Raw genomic sequence first — 23,644 nt, 5'->3', positions numbered from 1 at the left:
AGACAATGAGGCGGGCGCCAACCGCGCAATGGGGGTGGCGCCCGCCTCGTCGACGGATCGGGACCTCAGCCCTCCAGGGCGTGGAGGCGGTCGATCGGGGTGGAGACGGCCTCACGGGCGCGCACCACGGCCTCCTCGTCGGGGGCGTCGTAGAAGCACAGGCACTTGACCGTGTCCTCACGCACGTAGGTGCGCAGGAAGCTCACCTCCGGCACCTGGGCGTACTTGGGGGAGTTGGCCTTCTTGCGCGCCAGGTAGGTCTCCATGGAGATCTCCTCGGGGATGTCCCACTCCACGAGGTAGTCGGCCTTGCGGGCCAGGGCGCGTACGTCCTCCAGGTCGGCGCCCACGAGGCGGACCTCGTCGGGGCCGGTGACCTCGGCGTCGGCCGCAGCGGACCGGACGGCTTCGGTCAGGCCGGCGACGTCGTCGGAGGCGAGCTCGACGATGGTGAAGATGCGTTCGTGGCTGGCGGTGACCTGTGACTCCAGGACGGAGGCGCCGGCGGCCTCAACGGCCTGGGAGACCTGGGCGATGAGGGCCTCAGCGGCCTCGCGCGACGGGGCGGTGGGGACGAGCTCGAAGAGCTGGAGCGACATGGCGGCTCCTTTCCGTAGGGTGTGCATACCAACCTTGCGGTACGCCCGAATTATTCCCGCCGGCTCCGGTGAACTGATGACCTGCTCGCTCTGCGGACACACATAGGCGTGAGTGTTTCCAGCTATAGGCAGGAGTGGGAGGTGCTGGTTGCCAGTGCTGGTGAGAGCCTCCTTCCGGCTCTGTGTCCAGCCGTGCTCAGCGGATCTTGGCGCCCCGGGCGCGTCGGTGGGCTGAGCAAGGCTGCCTGGCGGTTTCACCGAGCCAGTTCGTGAGGCGGTCAGCCTGAGAATGTCCAAATCGGTGACAAAGACCTGAAACAGGTCCAAGGCGTCAGACAAGAACCGCATGATTCCGCGGTTCCATCAGCGGCCTGATCGAGCCGCAGGCTCCTTTGTCACCGATTTGGACATTCCGAGCCCTTCATCGTGATCGGCGGCCCGCCCGTTACGCTGTCACTCGTGAATGAGCTCGACAGCGTCAGCAGCAACGGAACCCCGGCCTGGGACAGCGCCCGCTACCTGCGGGAGATCCTCAAGGCCCCCGTCTACGAGGCGGCCGAGCACACGCCCCTGCAGGAGATGCCTGCCCTGTCGGCCCGCCTGGGCAACACCGTCGAGGTCAAGCGCGAGGACCTCCAGACCGTCCACTCCTTCAAGATCCGCGGCGCCTACAACGCCATGCGCTCCCTGAGTCAGGCCGAGCGCGAGCGCGGCGTCGTCACCGCCTCGGCCGGCAACCACGCCCAGGGCGTGGCCCGCTCCGCCGCCCTGCTGGGGATGAGCGCCATCATCGTCATGCCCACCGTCACCCCCCAGATCAAGGTCGACGCCGTTCGCGCCCTGGGCGGCGAGGTCCGCCTCCACGGGGACAACTTCGACGCCGCCAAGGCCGAGGCCACCCGCCTGGCCGAGGTCGAGGGCCTGTCCTACATCGCCCCCTTCGACGACCCCCGCGTCATCGCCGGCCAGGGCACCATCGGCCTGGAGCTCATCCAGCAGGACGCCCACCTCGACCGCGTCTTCGTGCCCGTGGGCGGCGGCGGGCTGGCCGCCGGTGTCGCCGTCCTCATCAAGCAGCTCATGCCCGGGATCAAGGTCATCGGCGTCGAGCACGAGGAGTCGGCCTGCCTCAAGGCGGCCCTGCTGGGCGGGGAGCCCATCACCCTGCACCACGTGGGACTGTTCGCCGAAGGGGTGGCCGTGCGCCGCATCGGCGAGGAGACCTTCCGCATGTGCCGGGCCCTGCTCGACGACGTCGTCACCGTCTCCTCCGACGAGACCTCCGCCGCCGTGCGCGACATCTTCGACGACGTGCGCGCCATCTCCGAGCCCTCCGGCGCCCTGGCCCTGGCGGGGCTCAAGCGCTACGTCGCCGAGCACCACCTGTCCGGCGAGCGCCTCTCCTTCGTCCTGTCCGGCGCCAACCTCAACTTCCACCAGCTGCGCTACATCTCCGAGCGCAGCGAGATCGGTGAGCAGCGCGAGGCCATCCTCGGGGTCACCATCCCCGAGGAGCAGGGCTCCTTCCTGCGCTTCGCCTCGGTCCTGGGGGCCCGCTCGGTCACCGAGTTCAACTACCGCCTCTCCGCGGCCCGCGCCGCCACCGACCCCGCCCGCATCTTCGTGGGCGTGCGCACCGCCCGCAGCCAGGAGCGCGCCGAGATCGTGGCGGACCTGGAGGAGGCCGGCTACGAGGTCATCGACCTCACCGACGACGAGCTCGCCAAGGTCCACGTGCGCTCCATGATCGGCGGGCGCGCCACCCCGGGCGTGCCCGAGCGCCTCTTCTCCTTCCTCTTCCCCGAGTCGCCCGGGGCGCTGGTCCACTTCCTTCAGGTGCTGGGGACCCGCTGGAACATCACCCTGTTCCACTACCGCACCGACGGCGCCGACTACGGCCGCATCCTGTGCGCCTTCGCGGCTGGGCCCGACGACGTCGAGTTGACCGAGCACATGGACCGCCTCGGCTACTCCTATAACGAGGAGACCGCCGACCCCGCCTTTCGCTTCTTCCTGGCCCGATAATCCGTGACGAGTTCGCGGCGCCGTCCGCCCTCACCGGAAAAGCGGGGACGGGTGGGCTGCGTTGTGGCAGGTATCATGCAATAAGGGGTCGCTCTCTCTGTCGGAATTCCCATAAGGTTATTGGTAAATCAATTGTCGCGGCCGGGTGCGCCATAGGAGTCTTCGCCTGACGCTGACCCCGCCCCGGCTCATCTCGACCAGGAGAAAAGCATGACCCGTCTTGCCGTCGTCGTCGGTTCCGTCCGCCCCAACCGCGTGGGTGGCACCATCGCCCAGTGGGTGGTCGACCAGGCCAACGAGATCGAGGGCGTTGAGGCCGAGATCGTCGACATCGCCTCCTTCAACCTGCCCCTGTTCGCCGAAGAGATCCCCCCGCGCATGGCCGTCCCCAGCGACTCGGCCGGCGCCGCCTTCGATGAGACCCTCAAGTCCTTCGACGCGCTGATCTTCGTCACCCCCGAGTACAACTTCTCCATCCCCGGCGCCCTGAAGAACGCCATCGACTTCCTCCAGCCTGGCGCCGTGGCCAACAAGGGCGTGGGCGTGGTCGGCTACTCCTACAGCGTCGGCATCCGCGCCGTCAGCCACCTCCAGCAGATCCTCCAGGGCATGGGTGCCACCGTCGTGGCCTCCAACGTGTTCCTGTCGCTCAACACCGACTTCGCCGACGGCGCCTTCTCGCCGGCCGCATTCCACGACGCCGAGGTCCCGGCCATGGTGCGCGACGTCGTCGCCCACTCCGATGCCCTGGCCTCCCTGCGCTGAGGACGTCGAGCTCGGTCGTTCGGCTGAGCCGGAGGACGCCAGTCCGTCACGTCGCCGTCGGCGGTACCTGCGGGTGCCCCGGCGGCGACGTCGTTCGTGCCGGGGCTACCGGGGCGTGGCATAGCGGGTGGGTAGGGTTTCCCCATGACTGAGCGCAGCGAGCGAGGCGGTTCCCGCCGGGACGACGGGGGCGGATACGGCGACCGCGGCTACCGGGGAGGCTCCGGCGGCGGTGGGGGCCGCGGGTACCGGGATGGCGACCGCGGCTACCGAGGCGGCTCCGGTGGCGGCCGGGGCGGAGACCGTGGTTACCGAGGCGGCTCCGGCGGCAGCCGTGGTGGTGACCGTGGCTACCGGGATGGCGAGCGCGGCCGCTCGCGCCGGGTCTATGACGACGAGCCCCGCGACGGCCTCCTGGCCGACCTCGTCGGCCACCTCCACGCCCTCGACGGACGCTCTTACGCCGCCTACAAGGCGATCGTCGGACGCTACCGGGCGCCCGCCGGCTGGTTCCTGCACATCGACCGCGTCCAGTCCGACCCCTACGCCCCGCCCACGCGCATCCACGTGGACGTGCCCGCCGACCTGCACGGCCTAGAACTGCTCGACGAGGCCGACCTGCTGGCCGACGCAGACCGCCGCCTGGCCGTGGGTGACTTCCTCACCCGCGAGCTGCACGCGGGCTTCCGCGGCACGGCGCTGTCCATCGCTTCCCCGGGCCAGGAGATCCTGCAGCGCTCCAGCATCATCCTGCGCCCCGACGAGAAGAGGGGGGGGACCGGCTGGGTGCTGGAGGTCCGCGCCCGCCTGGCCCTGCCCGCCCAGGGCCGCTCCATCCAGGGCCACGAGGCCTCCCGGATCGTGGGGCGCGACCTCGTGCGCGAGCTGGAGGAGGCCATGGACCTCACCGGTGAGCGGGGTGACCGGCTCGTGCACCACGTCGCCGCCCTCGAGGACCACCGGGCCCTGACCGCGACAGTGGCCCGCAACGGCTGGGTGGCCTTCCTCGCCGACGGCTCCGTCCTGCCGCGCCGCTCCGGGGTGAGCGACGATCCCCTGGACGGCGGCGTTCCCCTCCAGGCCCCCGAGTCCATGGCCGCCACGGTCGAGCTCCCGCACGCCGGGACGGTGCGCGGCACCGTCATCGAGGCGGGCGTCAACGTCATCGTCGGAGGCGGCTACCACGGCAAGTCCACGCTGCTGAGCGCCATCGAGCGCGGCGTCTACCCGCACGTGCCCGGGGACGGGCGCGAGCTCGTCGCCACGGTCCCCGACGCCGTCAAGGTGCGGGCCGCCGACGGGCGTGCCGTGACCGGCGTCGACCTGACCCCCTTCATCTCCCACCTGCCGGCCGGGCGCGACACCGCCTCCTTCACCACCCGCAACGCCTCGGGATCCACCTCCCAGGCCGCCTCCATCGTCGAGGCCGTCGAGGCCGGCGCCACGACGCTGCTCCTGGACGAGGACACCTCCGCCACGAACCTGCTCATCCGCGACTCGCGCATGCGCGAGCTCGTGGCCGCCGAGCGCGAGCCCATCACGCCCCTGGTGGACCGCATCACCGCGCTGTTCCGCCGGCGGGGCGTCTCCACGGTCATGGTGATGGGCGGCTCCGGGGACTACCTGGACGTGGCCGACCGGGTCCTGCTCATGGACGCCTACCACCTGCGCGACGTCACCGAGCAGGCCCGCCGGGTCGTGGCCGACCAGCCCCGGCCCCTGACCGGCCTGGAGGACTTCGCCGAGCCGCGCCAGCGCGTCCCCGAGCCTGCCCCGCCACGCACCCGCCGGGGGCCGGTGCGCACCCGCGCCCACGGCACCTCCACCCTCGTCCTGGACCGGGAGGACATCGACATCTCCGACGTCGGAGGCGTCACCGACCCGGGTCAGGCCGAGGCCATCGCCTACGCCCTGCGCGCCCTGCTGGAGCAACGCTTCGACGGGGTCTCCCCACTGCGCGAGTGCCTGGACGACCTCGAGGCCCTGCTCGATGAGGAGGGCCTGGACGCCCTGACCGACGAGCGCGAGCGGCCCGCCTTCCTCGTGCGGCCCCGCATGGTCGACGTCGCCGCGGCCGTCAGCCGCTACCGCAAGCTCGAGCTGGCCGGCCGCACACACACTTCGACCGAATCTTCATAAACGACCCGGAGCCGCGTCGATTTTGAAGTTTTGGTCGAAGTGAGCGGGCTGGCGGTGGCTGCGCGGCTCGCGCTAAGCGGCTGAGCCGGCCCGGTACTCGGTGCGGTACTCGCTGGTGCGGGTGTGGATGAGGCGGGGGATGGAGATGGTCTTGTCGAAGCTGCCGTCGCGGTAGCCGGCCTGGAGGTTGAACAGCACCATGAGCCGCAGCGCCATGGGGTTGCTTGTGCGAGCCACGCGCCGCAGCGTCGAGACGGGCATCTTGCGCAGGATGCCCGCGATCTTGCCGGCGTCACGCCAGTTGGCCCGCACCGACGGGACGTTAAGACGGTTGAGGGCCTCGACCTCGCGCAGGAAGAAGTCGGCGCCCTCCCTCTCGGCCGCGCGCCACCAGCCGGCGCGGTAAGTGGCCTCGAGCTGCTCGACGGCGTCGCACAGGGCGTCGTAGTCGACGCCGACGACCTCGGTGCGCAGCCCCTCTGCCCGGATCCGCTCCAGGGTGGCGTGTGCCAGCGGCAGGATGGCCCGGGCGACGTCGTCGACGGCGTTGTTGCGGGTGAGGCGGTCGGCCTCCGGCAGGGGCTTGCCGTCACGGGGCAGGCGCGCGTCGACCTCCTCCAGGTGCGCGACAGAGCTGCGCAGGTCGCCGGTGAGGCGGGCGGTAGAGCGTGGGACCCCCATGGCGATGAGCAGCTCGGTCGCGGCGCGCCACTGGAAGTCTGTGTCCTCAGACCAGTGGGGCTGCGAGGCCGCCCCCGCTGGAGACCGGTCCAACGGGGTGCTCGTCTGCTGGCTGCTCATCGGGGTTGAGCCTCCTGTGGTGCGCAGGGAAACAGGTCTGGGTGTCGTGGGCGCTCACAGCCGGGAGTGCTGGCCGGCGACCGGGGGACAGCATCTCAACGCAACGTGTGAGAACGCTGGTGATTGACCCGTCAATGGCTGGGGCGGCGCCCTCAGGCCAGCGCGTCTCCGGGGGCCAGGATGTCGGTCTGGGCGGGAAGGTCCGTGATGCCGACCGGGCAGGTCACCCCGTTGGGGCCGTGGTTGCAGTAGCCGCTGGGGTTCTTGTACAGGTAAGCCTGGTGGTAGTCCTCGGCCAGGTAGTAGGGGCCGCCGAACTGAGCCGGCGCGTCGTCGGCGTCCTCAATGGTGGTCACGCAGGTGCCCAGGCCCAGGCGAGTCAGCTCGCCCTGGAAGGCCTCGCGGATCCGCACGGCCGCCTCGCGCTGGGCGGGCGTCGTCGTCCACACCGCCGAGCGGTACTGGGTGCCGACGTCGTTGCCGTGGCGGTTCAGGTGCGTGGAGTCGTGGTTCTCCCAGAAGGTCTTGAGCAGGGTCTCCCCGCCCTCGCCGCAGACGGCCGGGTCGTAGACGACGCGCACCGTCTCGGCGTGACCGGTCGCCCCGGTGCACACCTCCTGGTACGTGGGGTTGGGCGTCTGGCCGCCCATGTAGCCAACCGACGTCGAGACGACGCCGTCCTGGCGCCACAGGATCCGCTCCACGCCCCAGAAGCAGCCGGCCGCTAGGTAGATGACCCGACTGCCCTCGGGCCACGGCCCGTCCAGGGGCGTCCCCAGCACCGGGTGGTCTCCGGGGGCGGGCAGGACCGGCGTCTCGCGGCCGGCCGGCGCCGATCCGCTGAGCGAGTGACGAAGGGCGTTGAGCATGAGAACACGGTACTGCGCGAGGTCCCCATTCCCGCCCGCGCTTCACTGACCGCGAGGAGTGGTCGGGGTGGAGACATCGAGCCGGGCATTTCTCGCGGTGCCCAACGGAAATTCGGTAGGGCTACGCGAAAAATGCCCGGCTCGGTGGAAGGGGAAAGGGAGTCAGACCCGCTCGACCTTGACGATCTCGGCCTGGATCTTCCGGCCGGTGGGGGCATCGTAGGAAACGGTGTCGCCCGCACGGTGCCCCATGAGGGCCTGGCCCAGTGGGGCGTCAGGGGAGAAGACCTTGACGCCGTCGGGCACGTCCGCGGTGATCTCCTGGCCGCCCAGGGCGAAGACCTGCTCCTTGCCGGCCACCTTCGCGGTGACAATGGTGCCGGCCGAGATCGAGCCGTCGTCGGCAGCCTCGCCGATCTGCGCGTTCTCCAGGGTCTCCTCGAGCTGGATGATGCGCGCCTCGTTGAGCCCCGCCTCCTCGCGGGCGGCGTGGTAGCCGGCGTTCTCCCGCAGGTCACCCTCCTGGCGAGCCGCCTCCACGCGCTGGGCGATCTCCTTGCGCTCGGTCGTCTTGCGGTGCTCGAGCTCGGCGGACAGCCGGTCGTAGGCCTCCTGGGTGAGCCAGGTTCCCTGTGACTGTTCGGACATGGGTCCTCCTTGGATGACTGGTGCTGGTCGCTCGGCAGCCGGTCGGGTTACCTTGCGACGACGATACCCGGCGGCTCCTTACAGGGCCGACCGGGTTTGAAGCGCGAGTCTACGCCGCAGCCTGAGGGAATGCTGTGTGGTTGGCGAAAGGTGCTGGAGTATTCCGGGGCTGCGCTCGGGCGGCGAGGCGGGCGAATCCGTGCCAGCCCGCCTGATCGACGTCGTTGTGAGGTTTGGGGACTCGGCGGGAAAAGTGGGCGGCTCGACGGCGTGGTGGGCCGTGCGTCGGACCGGTTGCCTCAGCGGCCGCCTCCCGCAGCCCGCCGTCCCCGCTAGCGCAGAACCGCCAGGAAGCAGGCCACGCACTGGCAGGCCCATGCGGCCACGGTGCACACGTGGAAGATCTCGTGGAAGCCGAACCAGCGCGGCGAGGGGTCGGGCGTCTTGCGGGCGTAGACGACGGCGCCCAGCGTGTAGGTCACGCCGCCGGCCACCAGCAGCCACACGACCGCGGGGCCGCCTGTCCGCCAGAACTGCGGCAGCAACCAGACCGCCACCCAGCCCAGGATGATGTAGAGGGCGGTGGTGAACCAGCGTGGGGCGTGCATCCACAGCAGGTTCGTGGCCGTGCCGATCGCGGCCCCCGCCCACACGATCCCCAGGACCAGAGTGGCCGTGCGCGTCGGCAGCAGCGCCGCCGACAGGGGCGTGTAGGTGCCGGCGATGAGCAGGTAGATGTTTGCGTGGTCGATCCGCCGCAGCGTGGCCGCGACCTTCGCCGGCCAGTGCCCGGTGCCGATGTGGTAGACGCCGGAGTTGGCGAACAGCAGCAGCGAGCACGTCAGGTAGACGGCGCAGGCCCACTTCAGGCCCGCTCCCGGGGCCAGCACCGTCAGCACGATGCAGGCCGCCAGGGCCAGTGGCGCGGTACCGGCGTGGATCCACCCGCGCAGCCTCGGCTTGACGGCGGCGATGACGCCCTTGGCGCTCGCGGACGCGGAGCGGCGCGAGGCCGGCGGCGTTGAAGGCGGTGTCGGTGACATGGGCGTGAGCGTCCTTCTGGCTGGTGTGGGCTGGGACCAGGGGCGATTCTGAACCTTACGACTCCGTAGGTTACGTGAGCGTAGGTTGTGGTGGTAGCGATCCGGACGGCGATGTGACGCGGCAGGCACGTTCGTGCGCGTCAGGAGGTCCCCGGCCGTCGTCGTGAGAGCCGGTGCGGCCTGGCGTCCAGGCATGCCTCCGTTGTGCCCCGGCAACTTTGGGTGAACCTGATGGCCGGATTTGACCTGGCTGTTAGCCGACTCGTCCAGCGCGAGAGGGGCGTCGCGCGATAGCGTTGGGGGTGGCCCCGCGCCGTCGGGCCCCGTCCCCCAACAACCCGACCGAGGAGCCCCGAGGAACACGGCATGGCAGGCGACAACCTCCTCTACGACATCTATGAGCGACGGCTGGCTGCGCGCATCGACCCGGCCACGGTGCCCCACCACGTGGGTGTCATCCTCGACGGCAACCGGCGCTGGGCCAAGTCCATGGGCTTCGGGGCCGCGCAGGGACACAAGCGCGGCGCGGACAAGATCGAGGAGTTCCTCGGGTGGGCCGAGCAGATGGGGGTCCAGGTCGTCACCCTGTGGCTGCTGAGCACCGACAACCTCTCCCGCGACCCGGCCGAGCTCTCGCCCCTGCTGGACATCATCGCCCACGCCGTCGACGAGCTCGCCGAGACCGGCCGCTGGAGCCTGCGCCTCGTGGGTGCCGTCGACCTCCTGCCCGAGCCTCTGGCCGAGCGCCTGCGCGCCGCCGTCGTCCGCTCCCGGCCGGCGAGTGCGGAGGCCTCTGGGGCAGGCGGGTCGGCGGGCGAGGCTGCCAATGCCGCGGCCGGGGACCGGCGCATGCAGGTCAATATCGCCGTCGGCTACGGGGGCCGGCAGGAGATCGCCGACGCTGTGCGCGAGCTGCTGCGCGAGCGGGCCGCCGCCGGGGCGAGCCTGGAGGAGGTGGCCGCATTGCTCAGCGAGGAGGACATCACCGAGCACCTCTACACCAAGGGTCAGCCCGACCCCGACCTGGTCATCCGTACCTCGGGTGAGCAGCGGCTCTCCGGGTTCCTGCTGTGGCAGTCGGTGCACTCCGAGTACTACTTCTGCGAGGTCAACTGGCCGGCCTTCCGGCGTGTGGACTTCCTACGGGCGCTGCGCGACTTCGCCAGTCGGGAGCGCCGCCTGGGCAGGTAGCCCGCCTCATTGTGTGGCCGTCGGGGGCGGGTTTGGGTCCTCAGGTGTCACGAATGGCGACTTTTCCGTCGGTTCTGCGGTCCTCGTTTCCGGGGCGCGCCGTAAAACCGCTGGTCACAGCGTTGGCGGGGCGCCGCATCGAGTGCTTGCACAGTGAATAGTCGCCCGTAGTGACACATTGGCCGATGCGGGCGTGCGCTGGCGGGGATCAGGCCTCGAGGAAGCCGCGCAGGCCGCGTTCGAGTAGGGCGCTGCGCACCTCGGCAACGAGGTCTCGCATGGAGGACTCCGCCGCTGTGGCGTCCCCGGTCGCGATCGCGCTGGCGACTCGCTCGTGGAGCTTGAGCGCCTCAGGTTGAGGCACTTGTACCTGGCCGGTGAGTCTGGCTCGCCCGGAGAGCACCTCCGCGACGACGTCGGTCAGCGCCTTGAAGGTGTCGTTGTGGCTGGCTTCCAGGATGAGCCGGTGGAAGGCGATGTCGTCGTCGAGGTAGGAGGCGACGTTTCCGGTGGTTCCCTTGGCTCGGATTGTGGCAGCCAGCGCCAACAGGCCGGAGCGCTGTTCCTCGGTGGCTCGGCGGGCGGCCGCTGCGGCGGCGACCGGCTCGATGGCGGCGCGCAGCTCGGTCAGGGCGCCGAGTGTGGGGCCGTGCGGGTCGGCCTCGAGCTGCCAGCGTATGAGCTGAGGCGCCAGAGCTGACCAGTGCTCGCGTGGTTGAACCGTAATGCCCACCCGACGTCGGGAGGCGACGATGCCGACGGACTCCAAGGCGTGGACGCAGTCGCGCGCCAGTGTTCGGGAGACGCCGTAGCGGGACTGGATCGCCTCCAGCGTCAGGCTCTGGCCGGGAGTCATCTCCCCGGTCACGATGGCGCGCCCGAGGGAGTCGAGGACGTCGCGACGTCGGTCGGTGGGGGACATGGATGTGCTCCCGGAGGGTGGTGCGAGATGTCTGTGGGAGATGCTATCCGACCCCTTTTAAAGGTACTATGTTTGAGGTAGATTGGTCGTATCAGTTCACGACAAAGGCGTCATCAAGGAGCAGACATGAGCCGATCCGTTGAGCACCTCGTCCTCATGGGAGTCTCCGGCTGCGGCAAGACCACGGCCGCGATCAACCTTCACAACGCACTGGGTTGGCCCGTCGCCGAGGCCGACGACTTCCACCCCAAGGTCAACATCGACAAGATGAGCCGCGGCATCGCCCTGACCGACGAGGACCGCTGGCCCTGGCTGGAGTCCATGCGCGACTGGATGAGTGAGCGCGCCGCCGACGGCGTCAAGACGATCGTCACCTGTTCCGCGCTCAAACGCTCCTATCGCGACCTGCTCTCCAGCGCGCAGGGGCGGGTCTTCTTCATTCATCTGCTCGCCCAGGCCGATGAGCTCCAGGAGCGCATGGCTCACCGTGAGGGGCACTTCATGCCCCTGAGCCTGTTGCCTTCCCAGTTCGCCGCCCTCGAGCCCCTGTCCGACGACGAGGACGGCGTCACCGTGGTCTCGCAGGCGACGCCGGAGGAGACCTTCGAGGCGATCCTCACCGCACTCGAGCAGGCCTCGTCCAACGCCGTGTGAGCATCGTTCCTTGCTGACGATCGCCGGCGTCCATGCCAACCAACCAGCGCGCCGTGCGCGGTTCTCCGGCCCGCTGAACCCGGCACACGTACACCCCGTCCTCACCCCACCTCCCAATGACAACGGAGACAACAATGACGTTCACTCTTCCAGCTCAACCGGTTGCGCTGCCGGCCGCCGACGCCGTGAGTCACACTGACAACCACGCGCAGCTCATCGCGGCCGCCCTGCTCGGCATCGCCTCGATCATCGTGCTCATCGTCTGGCGCAAGATGCACCCCTTCCTCGCACTGACACTGGGCTCAGCGGTCCTGGCCGTCGTCGCCGGCATTCCGCTGGCCGATACCTTCACCGCATTCACCAAGGGGATGGGCTCCACCATCGGCGATGTGGGCACCCTCATCGCCTTCGGGGCGATCATCGGCCGTCTCCTCATCGACTCCGGCGGTGCCGACCAGATCGTCGACACGGTTCTGGCCCGTACTCCCGGCCCTCGCCTTCCCTGGGCGATGGCGTTCATCGCCTTCGTCGTCGGCATCCCGTTGTTCTTCGAGGTCGGCATCGTTCTGCTCATCCCCGTGGTTATGATCGTCGCTCGGCGCTCCCACCAGTCCCTCATCCTGCTGGGCGTGCCCGCCCTGGCCGGTCTGTCTGCGCTCCACGGCCTCGTGCCGCCGCACCCCGGACCGCTCATTGCTATCAACGCCGTCAAGGCCGACCTGGGGCTCACCCTCGGACTGGGGCTGCTGGTCGCCGTGCCCACGGTCATCATCTCCGGACCCGTCGCGGCCCGATTGATGGCCAGGTGGGTGCCGATTGAGGCCCCCGAGCCGCTGGGGGCCTCGGACGAGGAGCATGAGGGGCTGCGTCCCTCCTTCGCGACCTCCATCATGGTGATCCTGCTGCCCGTAGGACTCATGCTTCTGCGCACCGTCGTCGAGACCCTCGTCCCCGAGGACAGCGGTAACCCGGCAGTCCACACGGCCCTGTTCGTGGGCAAGCCGATCGTCGCCCTGCTGATGACGGTTCTGGCCGCCATGTACCTCTTCGGGGCCCGCCTGGGGCTGAGTGCCGACGACGTCAGCGGGCGGGTCGGGGCCTCACTCGGGCCCATTGCTGGAATCCTGCTCATCGTCGGAGCCGGGGGAGGATTCAAGCAGACCCTCGTCGACTCAGGGATCGCCGGCATCATCGCCGCATGGATCCAGCAGGCGGCCGTGCCCGCGCTCCTGGCCGGATGGCTTGTCGCCGTCGCCGTGCGCCTGGCCACCGGGTCGGCGACAGTGGCCACCATCACCGCGGCCGGGATCATGGCGCCGTTGGCCAGCCACATGCCGCAGACCGAGGTCGCCCTCCTCGTCCTTGCGATCGGTGCCGGCTCCGTCTTCCTCTCTCACGTCAACGATGCCGGCTTCTGGCTGGTCAAAGAGTACTTCGGGATGACCGTGGGGCAGACCTTCAAGACCTGGTCGCTGATGGAGACGATCCTGTCCGTGGTCGCGATGGCCACGATCAGCCTCCTCGCACTCGCCCTGGGAGTCTTCTGAGGGGTCCTCAGTGTCACGAATGGCGACTTTTCCGTCGGTTCTGCGGCCGTCGTTTCCGGGGCGCGCCGTAAAACCGCTGGTCAGGGCGTTTCGATGCTGGCTGCGGCGAGTGCCTGCACAGTGAATAGTCGCCCGTAGTGACACATTGCGGGATCTCGGGCAGGATGGCTCCCTGGTCCGGGCGCTGCCCGGCCTGGCTGGTGCCCCGGTCCCGGCGCGCGTCGACTCACCTGACGCCTCGCGCCGTCGAGCCGCGTACGCCGGCACCTCACGCACCGACGCGCACGCCGCCTGCGACACGCGCCGGCGTGCTCGCGGTCCCAAACGACAGGATCCTCGTGGCCGCACACCGCACCTCCGCCTCACACCGCTTCGCCTTCGGGAAGATCCCGGCTGCGGGAGAGGCCACCTTCACCGACCTCGGCGTGGACTCAGACCTCGCCGCCGACCTCGACGCCCGCGGCTTCACCGCGCCCTTCCCCATCCAGGCCGCCACTCTGCCCGACACCCTCGCCGGGCGTGACGTGCTCGGTCGCGGCCGCACCGGCTCGGGCAAGACCCTGGCCTTCAGCCTGCCGCTCGTCCAGCGCCTGGCGCCGCAGGACAAGGCCCGCCCAGGCCACCCCATCGGCCTGGTCCTGGCGCCCACCCGTGAGCTCGCCCTCCAGATCGCCGAGGTCATCGAGCCCCTGGCTCGCGTCGTCGACATGGATGTGACCACCATCTTCGGTGGGGTCTCCGCCAAGCCCCAGGAGAAGGCCCTCAAGGCGGGTGTCGACGTCGTCGTCGCCTGTCCCGGCCGGCTCCTGGACCTCATGGGGCAGGGACTCGTCAGCCTCGACGAGGTCGAGATCACCGTCCTGGACGAGGCCGACCACATGGCCGACCTCGGCTTCCTGCCCAATGTCCGCCGCATCCTGCGCGCCACCCCGCAGCGCGGCCAGCGCCTGCTGTTCTCCGCGACCCTGGACAACGGCGTGGACACGCTGGTCAAGGAGTTCCTCCACGACCCGCTCCAGCACTCCGTGGACCCCTCGACCTCGCCGGTGGACGCCATGACCCACCGCGTGTGGATGGTCGCGGACAAGACCGCCAAGGACGGCATCGTGCGGCGCCTGGCCTCCGGGCAGGGGCAGCGCATCCTGTTCACCCGCACCAAGCACCTCGCCCGGCGCCTGGCCCGCAAGCTCGTCCAGGCCGGGATCCCGGCCGTCGAGCTGCAGGGCAACATGAGCCAGAACGCGCGCGAGCGCGCCATGCGGGCCTTCTCCACCAGGCAGGTGCACGTCATGGTCGCCACCGACATCGCCGCCCGGGGGATCGACGTCTCCGGCGTCGAGCTCGTGGTTCACGTCGACCCGCCCGCCGAGCACAAGGCCTACCTGCACCGCTCGGGCCGCACCGCCCGCGCCGGGGCTGCCGGGAGCGTCGTCACCCTCGTCCTGCCCGAGCAGAAGCACGATGTGCAGGTCCTGCTCAAGAAGGCGCGGATCCGCGCGGACATTGAGCGTATCCGGCCCGACGACGACGCCGTGGCCGCCCTCGTGGGGCAGGTTGCCGAGGCCGTCGCGCTGGAGGACATGCCCGAGGGTGTGGCCATCAAGGGTGGCAGCCCCAGTGGGCGGGCCTCCACCGGGCGTCCGGGCCACGGCCACGGCGAAGCGGGGCACGGCCGGTCCGGTCGCGGGGCCAAGGGTGGTCAGGGCGGCCGCGGAGGTCGCAGCGGGGGAGCGCACGGTGGACGCGGCGGGCACGCCGGGAACGGAGGGCGCGGCGCGAAGCGGCGCGGAGGGAGCAGTGAGCGGGGCTCCGGGCTGGCCTCCGGCCGGGGCGGTCGCAGCGGCGGTGGTCGTGGGCGCGGCTCCCGCGGCGAGCGGGGCTAAGAGCGGCCAGGGTAGTCAGGGCAGCCCCGCTTGAGGCGTCGCGTGAGGCGGCATTCGGCGCGCGCCCTTGGGTGTTGAAGGCGCCGTGCTCCCGCGCTGAGCCCCTATCCACCTTGGTTCGTGTCGTCGTCGGTGGTGCGATTCGGGCCTCGCGCCGACCGGGCGGAACCGGGATGCCGGTGCTACCGTCGAGTGGCTGACGGCGATCAGGAAGGTGGGTGGACAGCGTGGCGGCGCACCTTTCGCGGCGAGCCCTGACCGGCGTGATGACGGGCCTCATCCTGGCCGGCTGCGCTTCTCGGGGGGTGCAGCAAGCGGCAACGCACTCGACTCCGCCCTCGCACCTGCACTCACGCGGGGCCGGCGTTGCGCCGAGCCTGCGGCCGACGCCGGGAGACCTGTCGGTTCCTGCCGCGTTCTCCTACACCGACGACGAGGACGAGACCTCCGACTGCATCTTCTACGCGGCCACGGACGTGCCGGTCGGACTGGTCGTCTACCTCGACGGCGACGGGCAGCCCTTCCACAGTGAAGGGAATCTGGACCGGGGCGAGAGGTCCCGCGGTGGCCTGGCCGGCGCCGGGGGAGTCGTCGAGGCGGCGAGCGCTCGCGGGTACGACGTGGTCTCGGTGCGTGCTCCCGGAGACGACGGAACCTGGTGGCTGGAGGATCAGGATGGCAAGGTCCACTACCTGGAGCAGGCGCTCGACTACGTGGTCGCCGGGTGCGGCGCCACCACGGATCGAGTCTGGCTCGTGGGCTACTCCGGCGGCTCGGAGTTCATCAGCCAGTGGTTCTTCCCGGCCTACGCCGAGCGCATGGCGGGCGGGGGCTTCCTGCTTTTCGGGGGCGGCGACGCGCCTGAGGAGAAGGCGGCCTTCTCCTCAGGCGCCAAGGAACGGCTCTCGTTGAACTGGGTGACCGGAATCCGTGACGTGCCCGCCAACAGCCTCGACGGATTCGATGGCAGCGGGCACGCCCGCAACAGCCTGGCCTACTACCGATCGGCGGGCTTCGGTCACACCTGGAGCGAGTGGCCCGACGACAACCACGGCAGCATCACCGAGAAGTTCGGCAGCTACGTCGGTCGCGTGCTCGACGCCGCTGCAAGCGGAAAATGACCAAGCTGCCCGGGAGGTTGGGCGTGAGTCTCCGGAGCGGTCCGCGATCCTCAAGATGCGGTCCTCAGGGCCGGGTATGTCCTGTGGCTGCGTGAGCTGTGCTTGCATCCGGTTACTTGGGCTGGCGTCGATCATGCCCGGCTCGACATGAGCGAGTTCTCCCGTCCCCGCTGGGCGGGGCGTCCAGTCCACGTGGATCGGTGTCACCTGAGCTCACTTGATGCCATCAACCATCACGCAGCCCGAAACCATGTGCTGACAGGGCGGCAGGCTAGCGCCGCTGCCGGCGCCCCGGACGTGAAAAAGGCCCCGGTCCCTGGTGGGGCCGAGGCCGGCGGGGTACCCCCTGTGGGGCTCGAACCCACGACCTTCGGATTAAAAGTCCGCAGCTCTGACCAACTGAGCTAAGGGGGCGTGCCGACGGCCGGAAACAGAGTCCAGACGCCATCGGCAGGGGCCAGCATAGCCGGACAACCGACCGCCGTGTCGAACCGGACTCACCATCGCCCTCCGCGATCCGGATGGTCGCGCCCGCTCGGCACCGCCCACGACCCCGTCTCGTCGCCCGCCGGTGCGTCTCCCGGCTCCCTGAGCCCTCCGCGCCGCCGTCGGCCGGAAGTGAACCGGTGGGGGGCGCCCGTGCTCCCGCGAGACAATGGGTCTGCGCGTCGTCGCCGGCGCGCCCGCACCGCGTGAGGAGTCCCCATGGCCCGCCAGTTCCACCGCCCCGCCCGGCTCGACCCCGAGGCCGCCGAACAGATCGAGGGCAGCACCGACACCGCCGTCGCCTCCGAGCTCGCCCACCGCGCCGCCCAGGCGCTCATCGGCGGCTTCCCCGGCAGCGAGACCGAGGGCGACCCCATCACCCGCTCCGGCATCGTCGCCGCGGTCGCCACCAACGGCATCGACGACATTGCCGAGCTGTGGGCCGACTCCCCGGCCACTACCCTGCCCGGCACCCTGTGGCGCCTGTTCCTCGTGCGCGAGTGGATCCGCCGCGACCCCGAGCTCGTCGCCCGCCGCTACGCCACCGTCGTCGACCTCACCGAGGCCGACGACACCACGAACGCCCGCCTCGAGTCCGTCCTCAGCGAGGCGCGCCCCGTGCCCTCCCCGACCGACCTGCGCGAGCGCCTCGACGCCGTCCTGGCCGGCAGCGTCGAGGGCTCCGTCACCGAGATCGCCCCGCTGCTCAGCGCCACCGCCGGATTCCTGCGCGCCCTGGCGGCCGGCTCCAACCCCGTGTGGATCGAGGACGACACCGACGAGCTCGCCGACCGCGTCACCCGCCGCGACTCCGCCCTCCTGGCCACCGCCGACGAGCTCACCGACGCCGCCCGCCGCGCCGCCGCCGGACTCCTCGACTGAGAGGGCCTTGCGCAGGGGCTATCCGGGCGCGAGATGTCCAAATCGGTGACAAAGGCCCGAAGCAAGCCTCCGTGGACGGATCAAAACCGCATGATTCCGCGGATCTGTTGAAGCCGTGAAGAGTGCGCAAGCTCCTTTGTCACAGATTTGGACACCACCGGCACCATCGGCGAGATCATGAACGCTGCATCGCGCAGTACCCAATGTGCATCGCCGCCTCTGGGGCAGGAGAACTGGCGCTCGGATTCGGTTGCCGAACAGCCGCTGCGCGAGGACTGAATCGCCGTGAGGAATATAGGGGAGCGTGCCGCACGCGATGGGGAGGAGTGCGCAGCGGGGTCGCCTATCGGCCATGAGTCCCTAAGAACGGGCGGGAGCGGCGACGCCTCGCATCATTGCCGAACTGGGGCGGACCCCCGCCCCACAAGGCTGCCCGGACGTGGGACCATGTGGCCATGACCAACGACGCGCCCCACTCCGCCCCCACGCCGCTCTCCCGCTTCCTGGGCGGGTGGATGCGTCACCCCAACCCTCAGGAGCCCGGGCAGGTGACCGACGACGCCGAGGCGACCGAGGCTGCCGAGATTGTCGAAGCCGTGGAAGCCACGGAGGCCGCCGAGTCGGCGGTCTCGCCCGAGGCCGCGAGCGCCGACGGGCCGGCCGTTTCCGCCGAGGTCGCCGGCCCCGACGAGCCCGAGGGCGCCGAGGAGACGGTCGAGGAGGAGCACGTCATCGAGGTCGCCGACCCGCGCGACTTCGCCGACGACTCCGGCCCCCAGTACGAGGACGAGGACTTCGACGACATCGTCGACGGCGAGGAGGCCCCCGCCCCCGGCCCCATCGGCACCGCGACCCCCGCCATCGCCCCCTCCTCCATCACCTCCGCCAGCTCGCACTCGGCCCCGTCCGCCGCCGAGGCCCAGGCGACCCCGTCGACCACGGCGCCGGGGGACCGGGGCCTGCCCGCTCCCGGCAGCGACCCCCGCTCGGGCCCCGCCGCCGGCTCCGACAGCGCCCCCTCCGCTGCCTCCTCACAGAGCTCGGCCGGCGCGACCGGTGCCAGCGCCGCGGCCGACGTCGCGGCCTCGGCCGCCTCCGCCGACACCGCTCAGGCGGACCCCGAGGATCTTCTGCCGCCCCTGGAGTCCTTCAAGAACCGCTTCATCGACCGGGAGCTGACCTGGCTGGACTTCAACGAGCGCGTCCTGGAGCAGGCCGAGGACCACACCCTGCCCCTGCTGGAGCGCGCCTGGTTCCTGGCGATCTTCTCCTCCAACCTGGACGAGTTCTACATGGTGCGCGTCGCCGGGCTCATGCGCCGCATCAAGGCCGGCATCACCCCGGTGCGCGCCTCCGGCCTGGACGCCAACCAGGTCCTGGCCCAGGTCACCAGCCGTACCAAGGAGCTCACCGCCCGCCAGGCCGCCCTCTTCCAGGAGGACATCCGCCCGGCCCTGGCCGAGCGCAACGTGAAGATCCTGGGCTGGGACGAGCTCAACTCCGACCAGCAGGAGCGCCTGACCCGCTACTTCCGCCACCAGATCTACCCGGTCCTCACCCCGCTGGCGGTCGACCCCTCCCACCCCTTCCCCTACATCTCGGGCCTGTCCCTCAACCTCGCCGTCATCCTGCGCAACCCGCGCAGCGGCAAGGAGCACTTCGCCCGCATCAAGGTGCCCGACTCCCTGCCGCGTCTCATCCAGGTCCCCGGCCGCGAGCTTGACGCCGCGGACAAGGCCGCCGGCTGCGCCGTCATTCCCATCGAGATCGTCATCGGCCAGCACCTCGACCACCTCTTCCCGGGCATGGACATCCTGGAGCACCACCTCTTCCGGGTCACCCGCAACGAGGACCTCGAGGTGGAGGAGGACGACGCCGAGAACCTCCTCAAGGCCATGGAGAAGGAGCTCGAGCGGCGCCGCTTCGGCGACTGCGTGCGCCTGGAGGTGGAGGACACCATCTCCTCCTTCACCCGCCGTTACCTGGTGCGCGCCCTGGGCCTCAAGGGCGACGACGTCTTCGAGCTCCCCGCCCCCCTGGACCTGACCTGCCTCAACCAGCTCCACGACCTGGACATCCCCGACCTGAAGTACCCGCGCTTCGTGCCGGTGACGGCCGCGGGCCTGGCCGCCTACGAGTCCTCCTCCGCTCCGGACGTCTTCGCCGCCATGCGCGAGCACGACGTCCTCCTGCACCACCCCTACGACTCCTTCTCCACCTCCGTCCAGGAGTTCGTGGCCCAGGCCGCCGCCGATCCCAAGGTCCTGGCCATCAAGCAGACCCTCTACCGCACCTCCGGCGACTCCCCGATCGTGGACGCACTCATTGAGGCCGCCGAGGCCGGCAAGCAGGTCGTCGCCATCGTGGAGATCAAGGCCCGCTTCGACGAGGAGGCCAACATCTCCTGGGCCCGCAAGCTCGAGCGTGCCGGCGTCCACGTCGTCTACGGCATGGTCGGCCTCAAGACCCACTGCAAGCTGCTGCTCGTCGTGCGCCAGGAGTCCGACGGCCTGCGCCGCTACTGCCACGTCGGCACCGGCAACTACCACCCCAAGACCGCCCGCGGCTACGAGGACCTGGGGCTGCTGACCTGCGACCGCGACGTCGCCCAGGACCTGACCACCCTGTTCAACCAGCTCTCCGGCTACGCCCCGCGCGCCCGCTTCCGCCGCCTGCTCGTGGCCCCCCGTGGCCTGCGCGACGGGCTCGTGGAGCACATTGAGCAGGAGATCGCCAACCGTAAGGCCGGCCTGCCTGCCTGGATCCGCATCAAGGTCAACTCCATCGTCGACGAGACCGTCATCGACGCCCTCTACCGCGCCTCGCGCGCTGGGGTGCCGGTCGACATCGTCGTGCGCGGCATCTGCGGCCTGCGCGCCGGCGTCGAGGGCCTCAGCGAGAACATCCGGGTGCGCTCCATCCTGGGGCGCTTCCTGGAGCACTCGCGCATCTATGCTTTCGCGGCCGGCGGCCAGACCAAGCTGTTCATCGGCTCGGCCGACCTCATGCACCGCAACCTCGACCGCCGTGTCGAGGCCCTGGTGCGCATCACCGACCCCGCCATGGTCGAGGACCTCGAGTGGCTGGTCACCCACTGTGCCTCCGACGACGTCGCCTCCTGGCACCTCCAGCCCGACGGATCCTGGGAGCGTCGCCTCCTCGACGCCGAGGGCAACCGCCTCGAGGACATCCAGGACAGCCTCATGGCCCGGGCGCGCTCGCGCGTCAAGGGCCGGCACTGAGACGGCCGTGCCATGAGCCCCTCCAGCAAGAAGAACAGATCGCGCGAGACCGTGAAGGCCGCCGGCGCCCTGGTGTGGCGTGAGAACGGCAAGCACCTCGAGGTGCTCCTGGTCCACCGTCCCCGCTACGACGACTGGTCCATTCCCAAGGGCAAGGTCGAGTCTTGCGAGTCGGTGCGCACCTGTGCCGTACGTGAGGTCGCTGAGGAGACCGGCGTCCAGGTGATCCTGGGCCAGCCCCTCAGCCGCGTGCGCTACAAGATCGGCGACGGCTCGCGCAAGGAGGTCCACTACTGGGCCGCCCGCGTCGCCCCCGAGGCTTCGGCCGCCGTCGCCGCCCGTTGCGCCGTCAAGCCCGCCTCGGCCAAGGAGATCGACAGCGTCGAGTGGCTGCGCGTGGGGCAGGCCCGCAAGCGCCTGACCTACTCCTACGACCGCGACCTGCTCGGCGAGCTCGTCGACCTGTGGGAGGACGGCAAGCTCGACACCTGGACCCTGGTCCTCGTGCGCCACGGCCGCGCCGTCAAGCGCTCCGTGTGGAACCGCCCCAAGGAGCGGGACAAGGAGACCGACGAGGCCACCCGCCCCCTGACCCACGACCAGGGCGAGACCCGGGCCCGCGCCCTCGTCCCGATCCTGGCCGCCTACGGGGTCGGGCGCGTCATCACCAGCCCCTGGAAGCGCTGTGTGGACACGGTCGCCCCCTACGCCGCGGCCGCGGGCCTGGACTTGGAGACGGCTGGGGCGCTGACCGAGATGGCCCACGCCCAGAGTCCCAAGGGCGTGCGCTCCGTGGTCAAGAAGGTTCTTCGCGTGCGCGAGGAGCCGACGGCGCTGTGCACCCACCGGCCCGTCCTGCCCACCATCATGGGAGTCGTCTCCCAGTACGCCCCCGGAAAGCTCCTGCGCTCCGTGCCCGACCGGGACCCCTGGCTCAAGACCGGTGAGATCCTCGTGGTTCACATGGCCCGCCGCCCCCGCGGCAAGATCCGCGCCGTCGCCATCGAGAAGCAGCGCCCCGTCCTGTCCGAGGGCCGCTGATTCGAAAGGGGCGCAGACTCGAACCGATGTCTTCCCCGGGAGAACTATGGGCTCGCGGGTTACCGGGATTCTCCGGTAACCCGCGAGTTGATTCCCCTCCCGAGATGACGGACTGCTACTGGTGGGTGATGTGATCGTGCGGTAACGCCCCGTTGATCACATCCGGTTGCTGGGGCACGTGGCGGCGGGACCTGCGCCACGCCATGAAGACGAGGACGTCAAGGGCCAGGAGGCTCAGCAGTGAGGCGTGCGCGGCGAACCAGAACGGTGTGTCGTGGGGCAGCAGTTGGCTGGGGTCGAAGCCGTGCTCCTCGGCACGGTTGACCGCCGCGGTGTCGGCATTGCTCCACAGCACGAAGAAGTTGATGACCGAGGCGTTGAGTGCCGCCAGCACGGAGAAGAACGCGGGGCGTGAGGAGATCGTGAGGTTGCGGTCGTGGGTCATGTCGATGTCCTTCATCTGAAGCGGTCGTCTCCCCACCACCGTATCGAAATATGACCGTCCTCACGGGAGGTGTTTACCGGCCGTTTACCCCGGTCACCCGGAACCTTCATCCGGGGCGCCTATCGTGACCGCTGCCTGACAATCACCCGGTATCCGACTGGACCCCCGACCCCCTCTGACTGAGCGAGGAGAGCCTGTGCTCCTGACCCGTCGCGGCGCCCTGGGCGCCCTGAGCGCGGCCACCCTGACCGCGCTGACCGCCTGCGGGCGCGACGCCGGCGCCGCCGACCCCAACGCCTCCAGCGACCTGGTGGGGGAGATCCGCGGCGCGGGCGCCACCTCCCAGTCCGACGCGCAGGACGCCTGGATGAACACCTTCATGGGCGCCAACCTGCGCGCCACCGTCGACTACGCCGGCGGCGGCTCCGGGGCCGGGCGCACCAAGCTCGTCGAGGGCGCCATCGACTTCGCCGGCACCGACACCCCCATGACCGCCGACGAGATCAGCCGGATCGGCGGCGCCGTCGAGCTGCCCCTCTACATCTCCCCGATCGCCGTGGCCTACAACCTGCCCGGATTCACCGGCGAGTCCCACGTCAACATGACCGGCGAGGTCCTCGCCAAGGTCCTCTCCGGGGCCATCACCCGCTGGAACGACCCCGCCCTAGCCGCCCTCAACCCCGGCGCCGCCCTGCCCGACCAGCGGATCATCGTCGTGAGCCGCTCCGACGACTCCGGCACCACCAAGGCCCTGACCACCTACCTGGCCACCGTCGCCCCCAAGGCCTGGCCCCACGAGCCCGAGGAGACCTGGCCGCTGCGCGGCGGCCAGTCCGGAGACGGCACCGCCGGCATGATCCAGACCGTCTCCGCGGCCACCGGCACCATCGGCTACGCCGACGCCTCCAAGGTCCCCGCCACCCTGGGCACCGTCGCCGTCGGCTCCAACGGGGCCTACGTGCCCGTCTCCGCCAAGGCCGCGGCCACCGCCCTCGACGCCGCCACCCTGGGCGCCGAGGCCGACGAGACCCGCCTGCTCTACCAGCCCAGCCACGACGCCGAGGGCGCCTACCCCATCGTCCTGGTCTCCTACCTCGCCGCCCGCCTGCGCTACGACGACGCCCGGATCGCCGCCGTCGTCAAGGCCTACCTGCGCTTCGCCGCCTCCACCCGGGGGCAGGACGCCTCCGCCAAGGCCACCGGCTGCGCCCCCATCACCCGCCAGATGCGCGAGAAGATCAACGCCGCCATCGACAAGATCGCCGCCTGAGGCCGCCCGGCCGGCCACCCCGACGCCGCACCGAACCACATGACCAGCCAGCACCCACCCGCCCAGCCGCC

The 23,644-nt window shown here is 70.4% G+C and carries 19 protein-coding genes and 1 tRNA gene; 12 read left to right on the top strand and 8 right to left on the bottom strand.

Features of this window, described 5'->3' with window-relative positions:
- Positions 1 to 65 precede the first annotated feature (65 nt).
- On the bottom strand, positions 66 to 599 hold the full coding sequence (locus tag BKH20_RS08110; protein ID WP_070661091.1) for a DUF4242 domain-containing protein: 534 nt from the start codon (positions 597 to 599) through the stop codon (positions 66 to 68).
- 459 nt (positions 600 to 1,058) lie between these two features.
- On the opposite strand from BKH20_RS08110, the gene ilvA reads away from it, so the two are divergent.
- The 3 genes from ilvA (at position 1,059) to BKH20_RS08095 (ending at position 5,528) form a co-directional block, all read left to right on the top strand.
- Positions 1,059 to 2,624 carry a threonine ammonia-lyase, biosynthetic gene (ilvA, locus tag BKH20_RS08105; RefSeq protein ID WP_075390629.1) on the top strand — a complete coding sequence of 522 codons (1,566 nt, stop codon included), beginning with the start codon at positions 1,059 to 1,061 and terminating at the stop codon, positions 2,622 to 2,624.
- A 210-nt stretch (positions 2,625 to 2,834) separates the two neighbouring features.
- A complete protein-coding gene (locus BKH20_RS08100; protein WP_075390628.1) occupies positions 2,835 to 3,389 on the top strand; it encodes an NADPH-dependent FMN reductase in 555 nt (184 codons plus the stop codon).
- A gap of 144 nt (positions 3,390 to 3,533) precedes the next feature.
- Entirely contained in the window at positions 3,534 to 5,528 is a 1,995-nt protein-coding gene (locus BKH20_RS08095) for an ABC-ATPase domain-containing protein (RefSeq protein WP_075390627.1), read from the top strand.
- A 72-nt stretch (positions 5,529 to 5,600) separates the two neighbouring features.
- Here BKH20_RS08095 and BKH20_RS08090 read toward each other — a convergent pair whose 3' ends face one another.
- The 4 genes from BKH20_RS08090 to trhA form a co-directional block, all read right to left on the bottom strand.
- On the bottom strand, positions 5,601 to 6,329 hold the full coding sequence (locus BKH20_RS08090) for a hypothetical protein (protein ID WP_075390626.1): 729 nt from the start codon (positions 6,327 to 6,329) through the stop codon (positions 5,601 to 5,603).
- A gap of 152 nt (positions 6,330 to 6,481) precedes the next feature.
- Positions 6,482 to 7,198, bottom strand: coding sequence for a peptide-methionine (S)-S-oxide reductase MsrA (gene msrA / locus BKH20_RS08085; protein WP_075390625.1), 717 nt, complete (start codon positions 7,196 to 7,198; stop codon positions 6,482 to 6,484).
- A 162-nt stretch (positions 7,199 to 7,360) separates the two neighbouring features.
- A complete protein-coding gene (locus BKH20_RS08080; RefSeq protein WP_070661108.1) occupies positions 7,361 to 7,846 on the bottom strand; it encodes a GreA/GreB family elongation factor in 486 nt (161 codons plus the stop codon).
- A 332-nt stretch (positions 7,847 to 8,178) separates the two neighbouring features.
- Positions 8,179 to 8,889, bottom strand: coding sequence for a PAQR family membrane homeostasis protein TrhA (gene trhA / locus BKH20_RS08075; protein ID WP_075390624.1), 711 nt, complete (start codon positions 8,887 to 8,889; stop codon positions 8,179 to 8,181).
- A 366-nt stretch (positions 8,890 to 9,255) separates the two neighbouring features.
- On the opposite strand from trhA, the gene BKH20_RS08070 reads away from it, so the two are divergent.
- Positions 9,256 to 10,080 carry an undecaprenyl diphosphate synthase family protein gene (locus BKH20_RS08070; RefSeq protein ID WP_075390623.1) on the top strand — a complete coding sequence of 275 codons (825 nt, stop codon included), beginning with the start codon at positions 9,256 to 9,258 and terminating at the stop codon, positions 10,078 to 10,080.
- 208 nt (positions 10,081 to 10,288) lie between these two features.
- Here BKH20_RS08070 and BKH20_RS08065 read toward each other — a convergent pair whose 3' ends face one another.
- Positions 10,289 to 11,002 carry a FadR/GntR family transcriptional regulator gene (locus BKH20_RS08065; protein ID WP_075390622.1) on the bottom strand — a complete coding sequence of 238 codons (714 nt, stop codon included), beginning with the start codon at positions 11,000 to 11,002 and terminating at the stop codon, positions 10,289 to 10,291.
- A 126-nt stretch (positions 11,003 to 11,128) separates the two neighbouring features.
- On the opposite strand from BKH20_RS08065, the gene BKH20_RS08060 reads away from it, so the two are divergent.
- The 4 genes from BKH20_RS08060 to BKH20_RS08045 all read left to right on the top strand — a co-directional run bounded on the left by BKH20_RS08060 (position 11,129) and on the right by BKH20_RS08045 (position 16,207).
- Positions 11,129 to 11,656: a gluconokinase gene (locus tag BKH20_RS08060; RefSeq protein WP_075390621.1), complete on the top strand. Its 528-nt coding sequence runs from the start codon at positions 11,129 to 11,131 to the stop codon at positions 11,654 to 11,656.
- 134 nt (positions 11,657 to 11,790) lie between these two features.
- On the top strand, positions 11,791 to 13,203 hold the full coding sequence (locus BKH20_RS08055) for a GntP family permease (RefSeq protein WP_075390620.1): 1,413 nt from the start codon (positions 11,791 to 11,793) through the stop codon (positions 13,201 to 13,203).
- Positions 13,204 to 13,541: 338 nt separating this feature from the next.
- Positions 13,542 to 15,086, top strand: coding sequence for a DEAD/DEAH box helicase (locus tag BKH20_RS08050; protein WP_256693098.1), 1,545 nt, complete (start codon positions 13,542 to 13,544; stop codon positions 15,084 to 15,086).
- A gap of 266 nt (positions 15,087 to 15,352) precedes the next feature.
- A complete protein-coding gene (locus tag BKH20_RS08045; protein ID WP_075390665.1) occupies positions 15,353 to 16,207 on the top strand; it encodes a hypothetical protein in 855 nt (284 codons plus the stop codon).
- Between the two features lie 340 nt (positions 16,208 to 16,547).
- Here BKH20_RS08045 and BKH20_RS08040 read toward each other — a convergent pair.
- A tRNA-Lys gene (locus BKH20_RS08040) sits at positions 16,548 to 16,621 on the bottom strand.
- Between the two features lie 291 nt (positions 16,622 to 16,912).
- Here BKH20_RS08040 and BKH20_RS08035 point away from each other — a divergent pair.
- The 3 genes from BKH20_RS08035 (at position 16,913) to BKH20_RS08025 (ending at position 21,858) form a co-directional block, all read left to right on the top strand.
- A complete protein-coding gene (locus tag BKH20_RS08035; protein ID WP_075390619.1) occupies positions 16,913 to 17,575 on the top strand; it encodes a hypothetical protein in 663 nt (220 codons plus the stop codon).
- Positions 17,576 to 18,030: 455 nt separating this feature from the next.
- On the top strand, positions 18,031 to 20,817 hold the full coding sequence (locus BKH20_RS08030; protein ID WP_075390618.1) for an RNA degradosome polyphosphate kinase: 2,787 nt from the start codon (positions 18,031 to 18,033) through the stop codon (positions 20,815 to 20,817).
- Positions 20,818 to 20,829: 12 nt separating this feature from the next.
- Positions 20,830 to 21,858: an NUDIX hydrolase gene (locus tag BKH20_RS08025; protein ID WP_075390617.1), complete on the top strand. Its 1,029-nt coding sequence runs from the start codon at positions 20,830 to 20,832 to the stop codon at positions 21,856 to 21,858.
- Between the two features lie 115 nt (positions 21,859 to 21,973).
- On the opposite strand, the gene BKH20_RS08020 is transcribed toward BKH20_RS08025, so the two are convergent.
- Complete coding sequence (locus tag BKH20_RS08020) at positions 21,974 to 22,303, bottom strand: cell surface protein (protein WP_256693097.1); 330 nt, start codon at positions 22,301 to 22,303, stop codon at positions 21,974 to 21,976.
- A gap of 196 nt (positions 22,304 to 22,499) precedes the next feature.
- Here BKH20_RS08020 and pstS point away from each other — a divergent pair, with 196 nt between their 5' ends.
- A complete protein-coding gene (gene pstS, locus BKH20_RS08015) occupies positions 22,500 to 23,573 on the top strand; it encodes a phosphate ABC transporter substrate-binding protein PstS (protein WP_075390616.1) in 1,074 nt (357 codons plus the stop codon).
- Positions 23,574 to 23,644 lie beyond the last annotated feature (71 nt).

It is taken from the genome of Actinomyces oris (assembly GCF_001937445.1).
Taxonomy (GTDB): Bacteria; Actinomycetota; Actinomycetes; order Actinomycetales; family Actinomycetaceae; genus Actinomyces; species Actinomyces acetigenes.
Note: the sequence above shows the minus strand (reverse complement) of the source record. Positions and strands in the feature narration are given on the sequence as shown.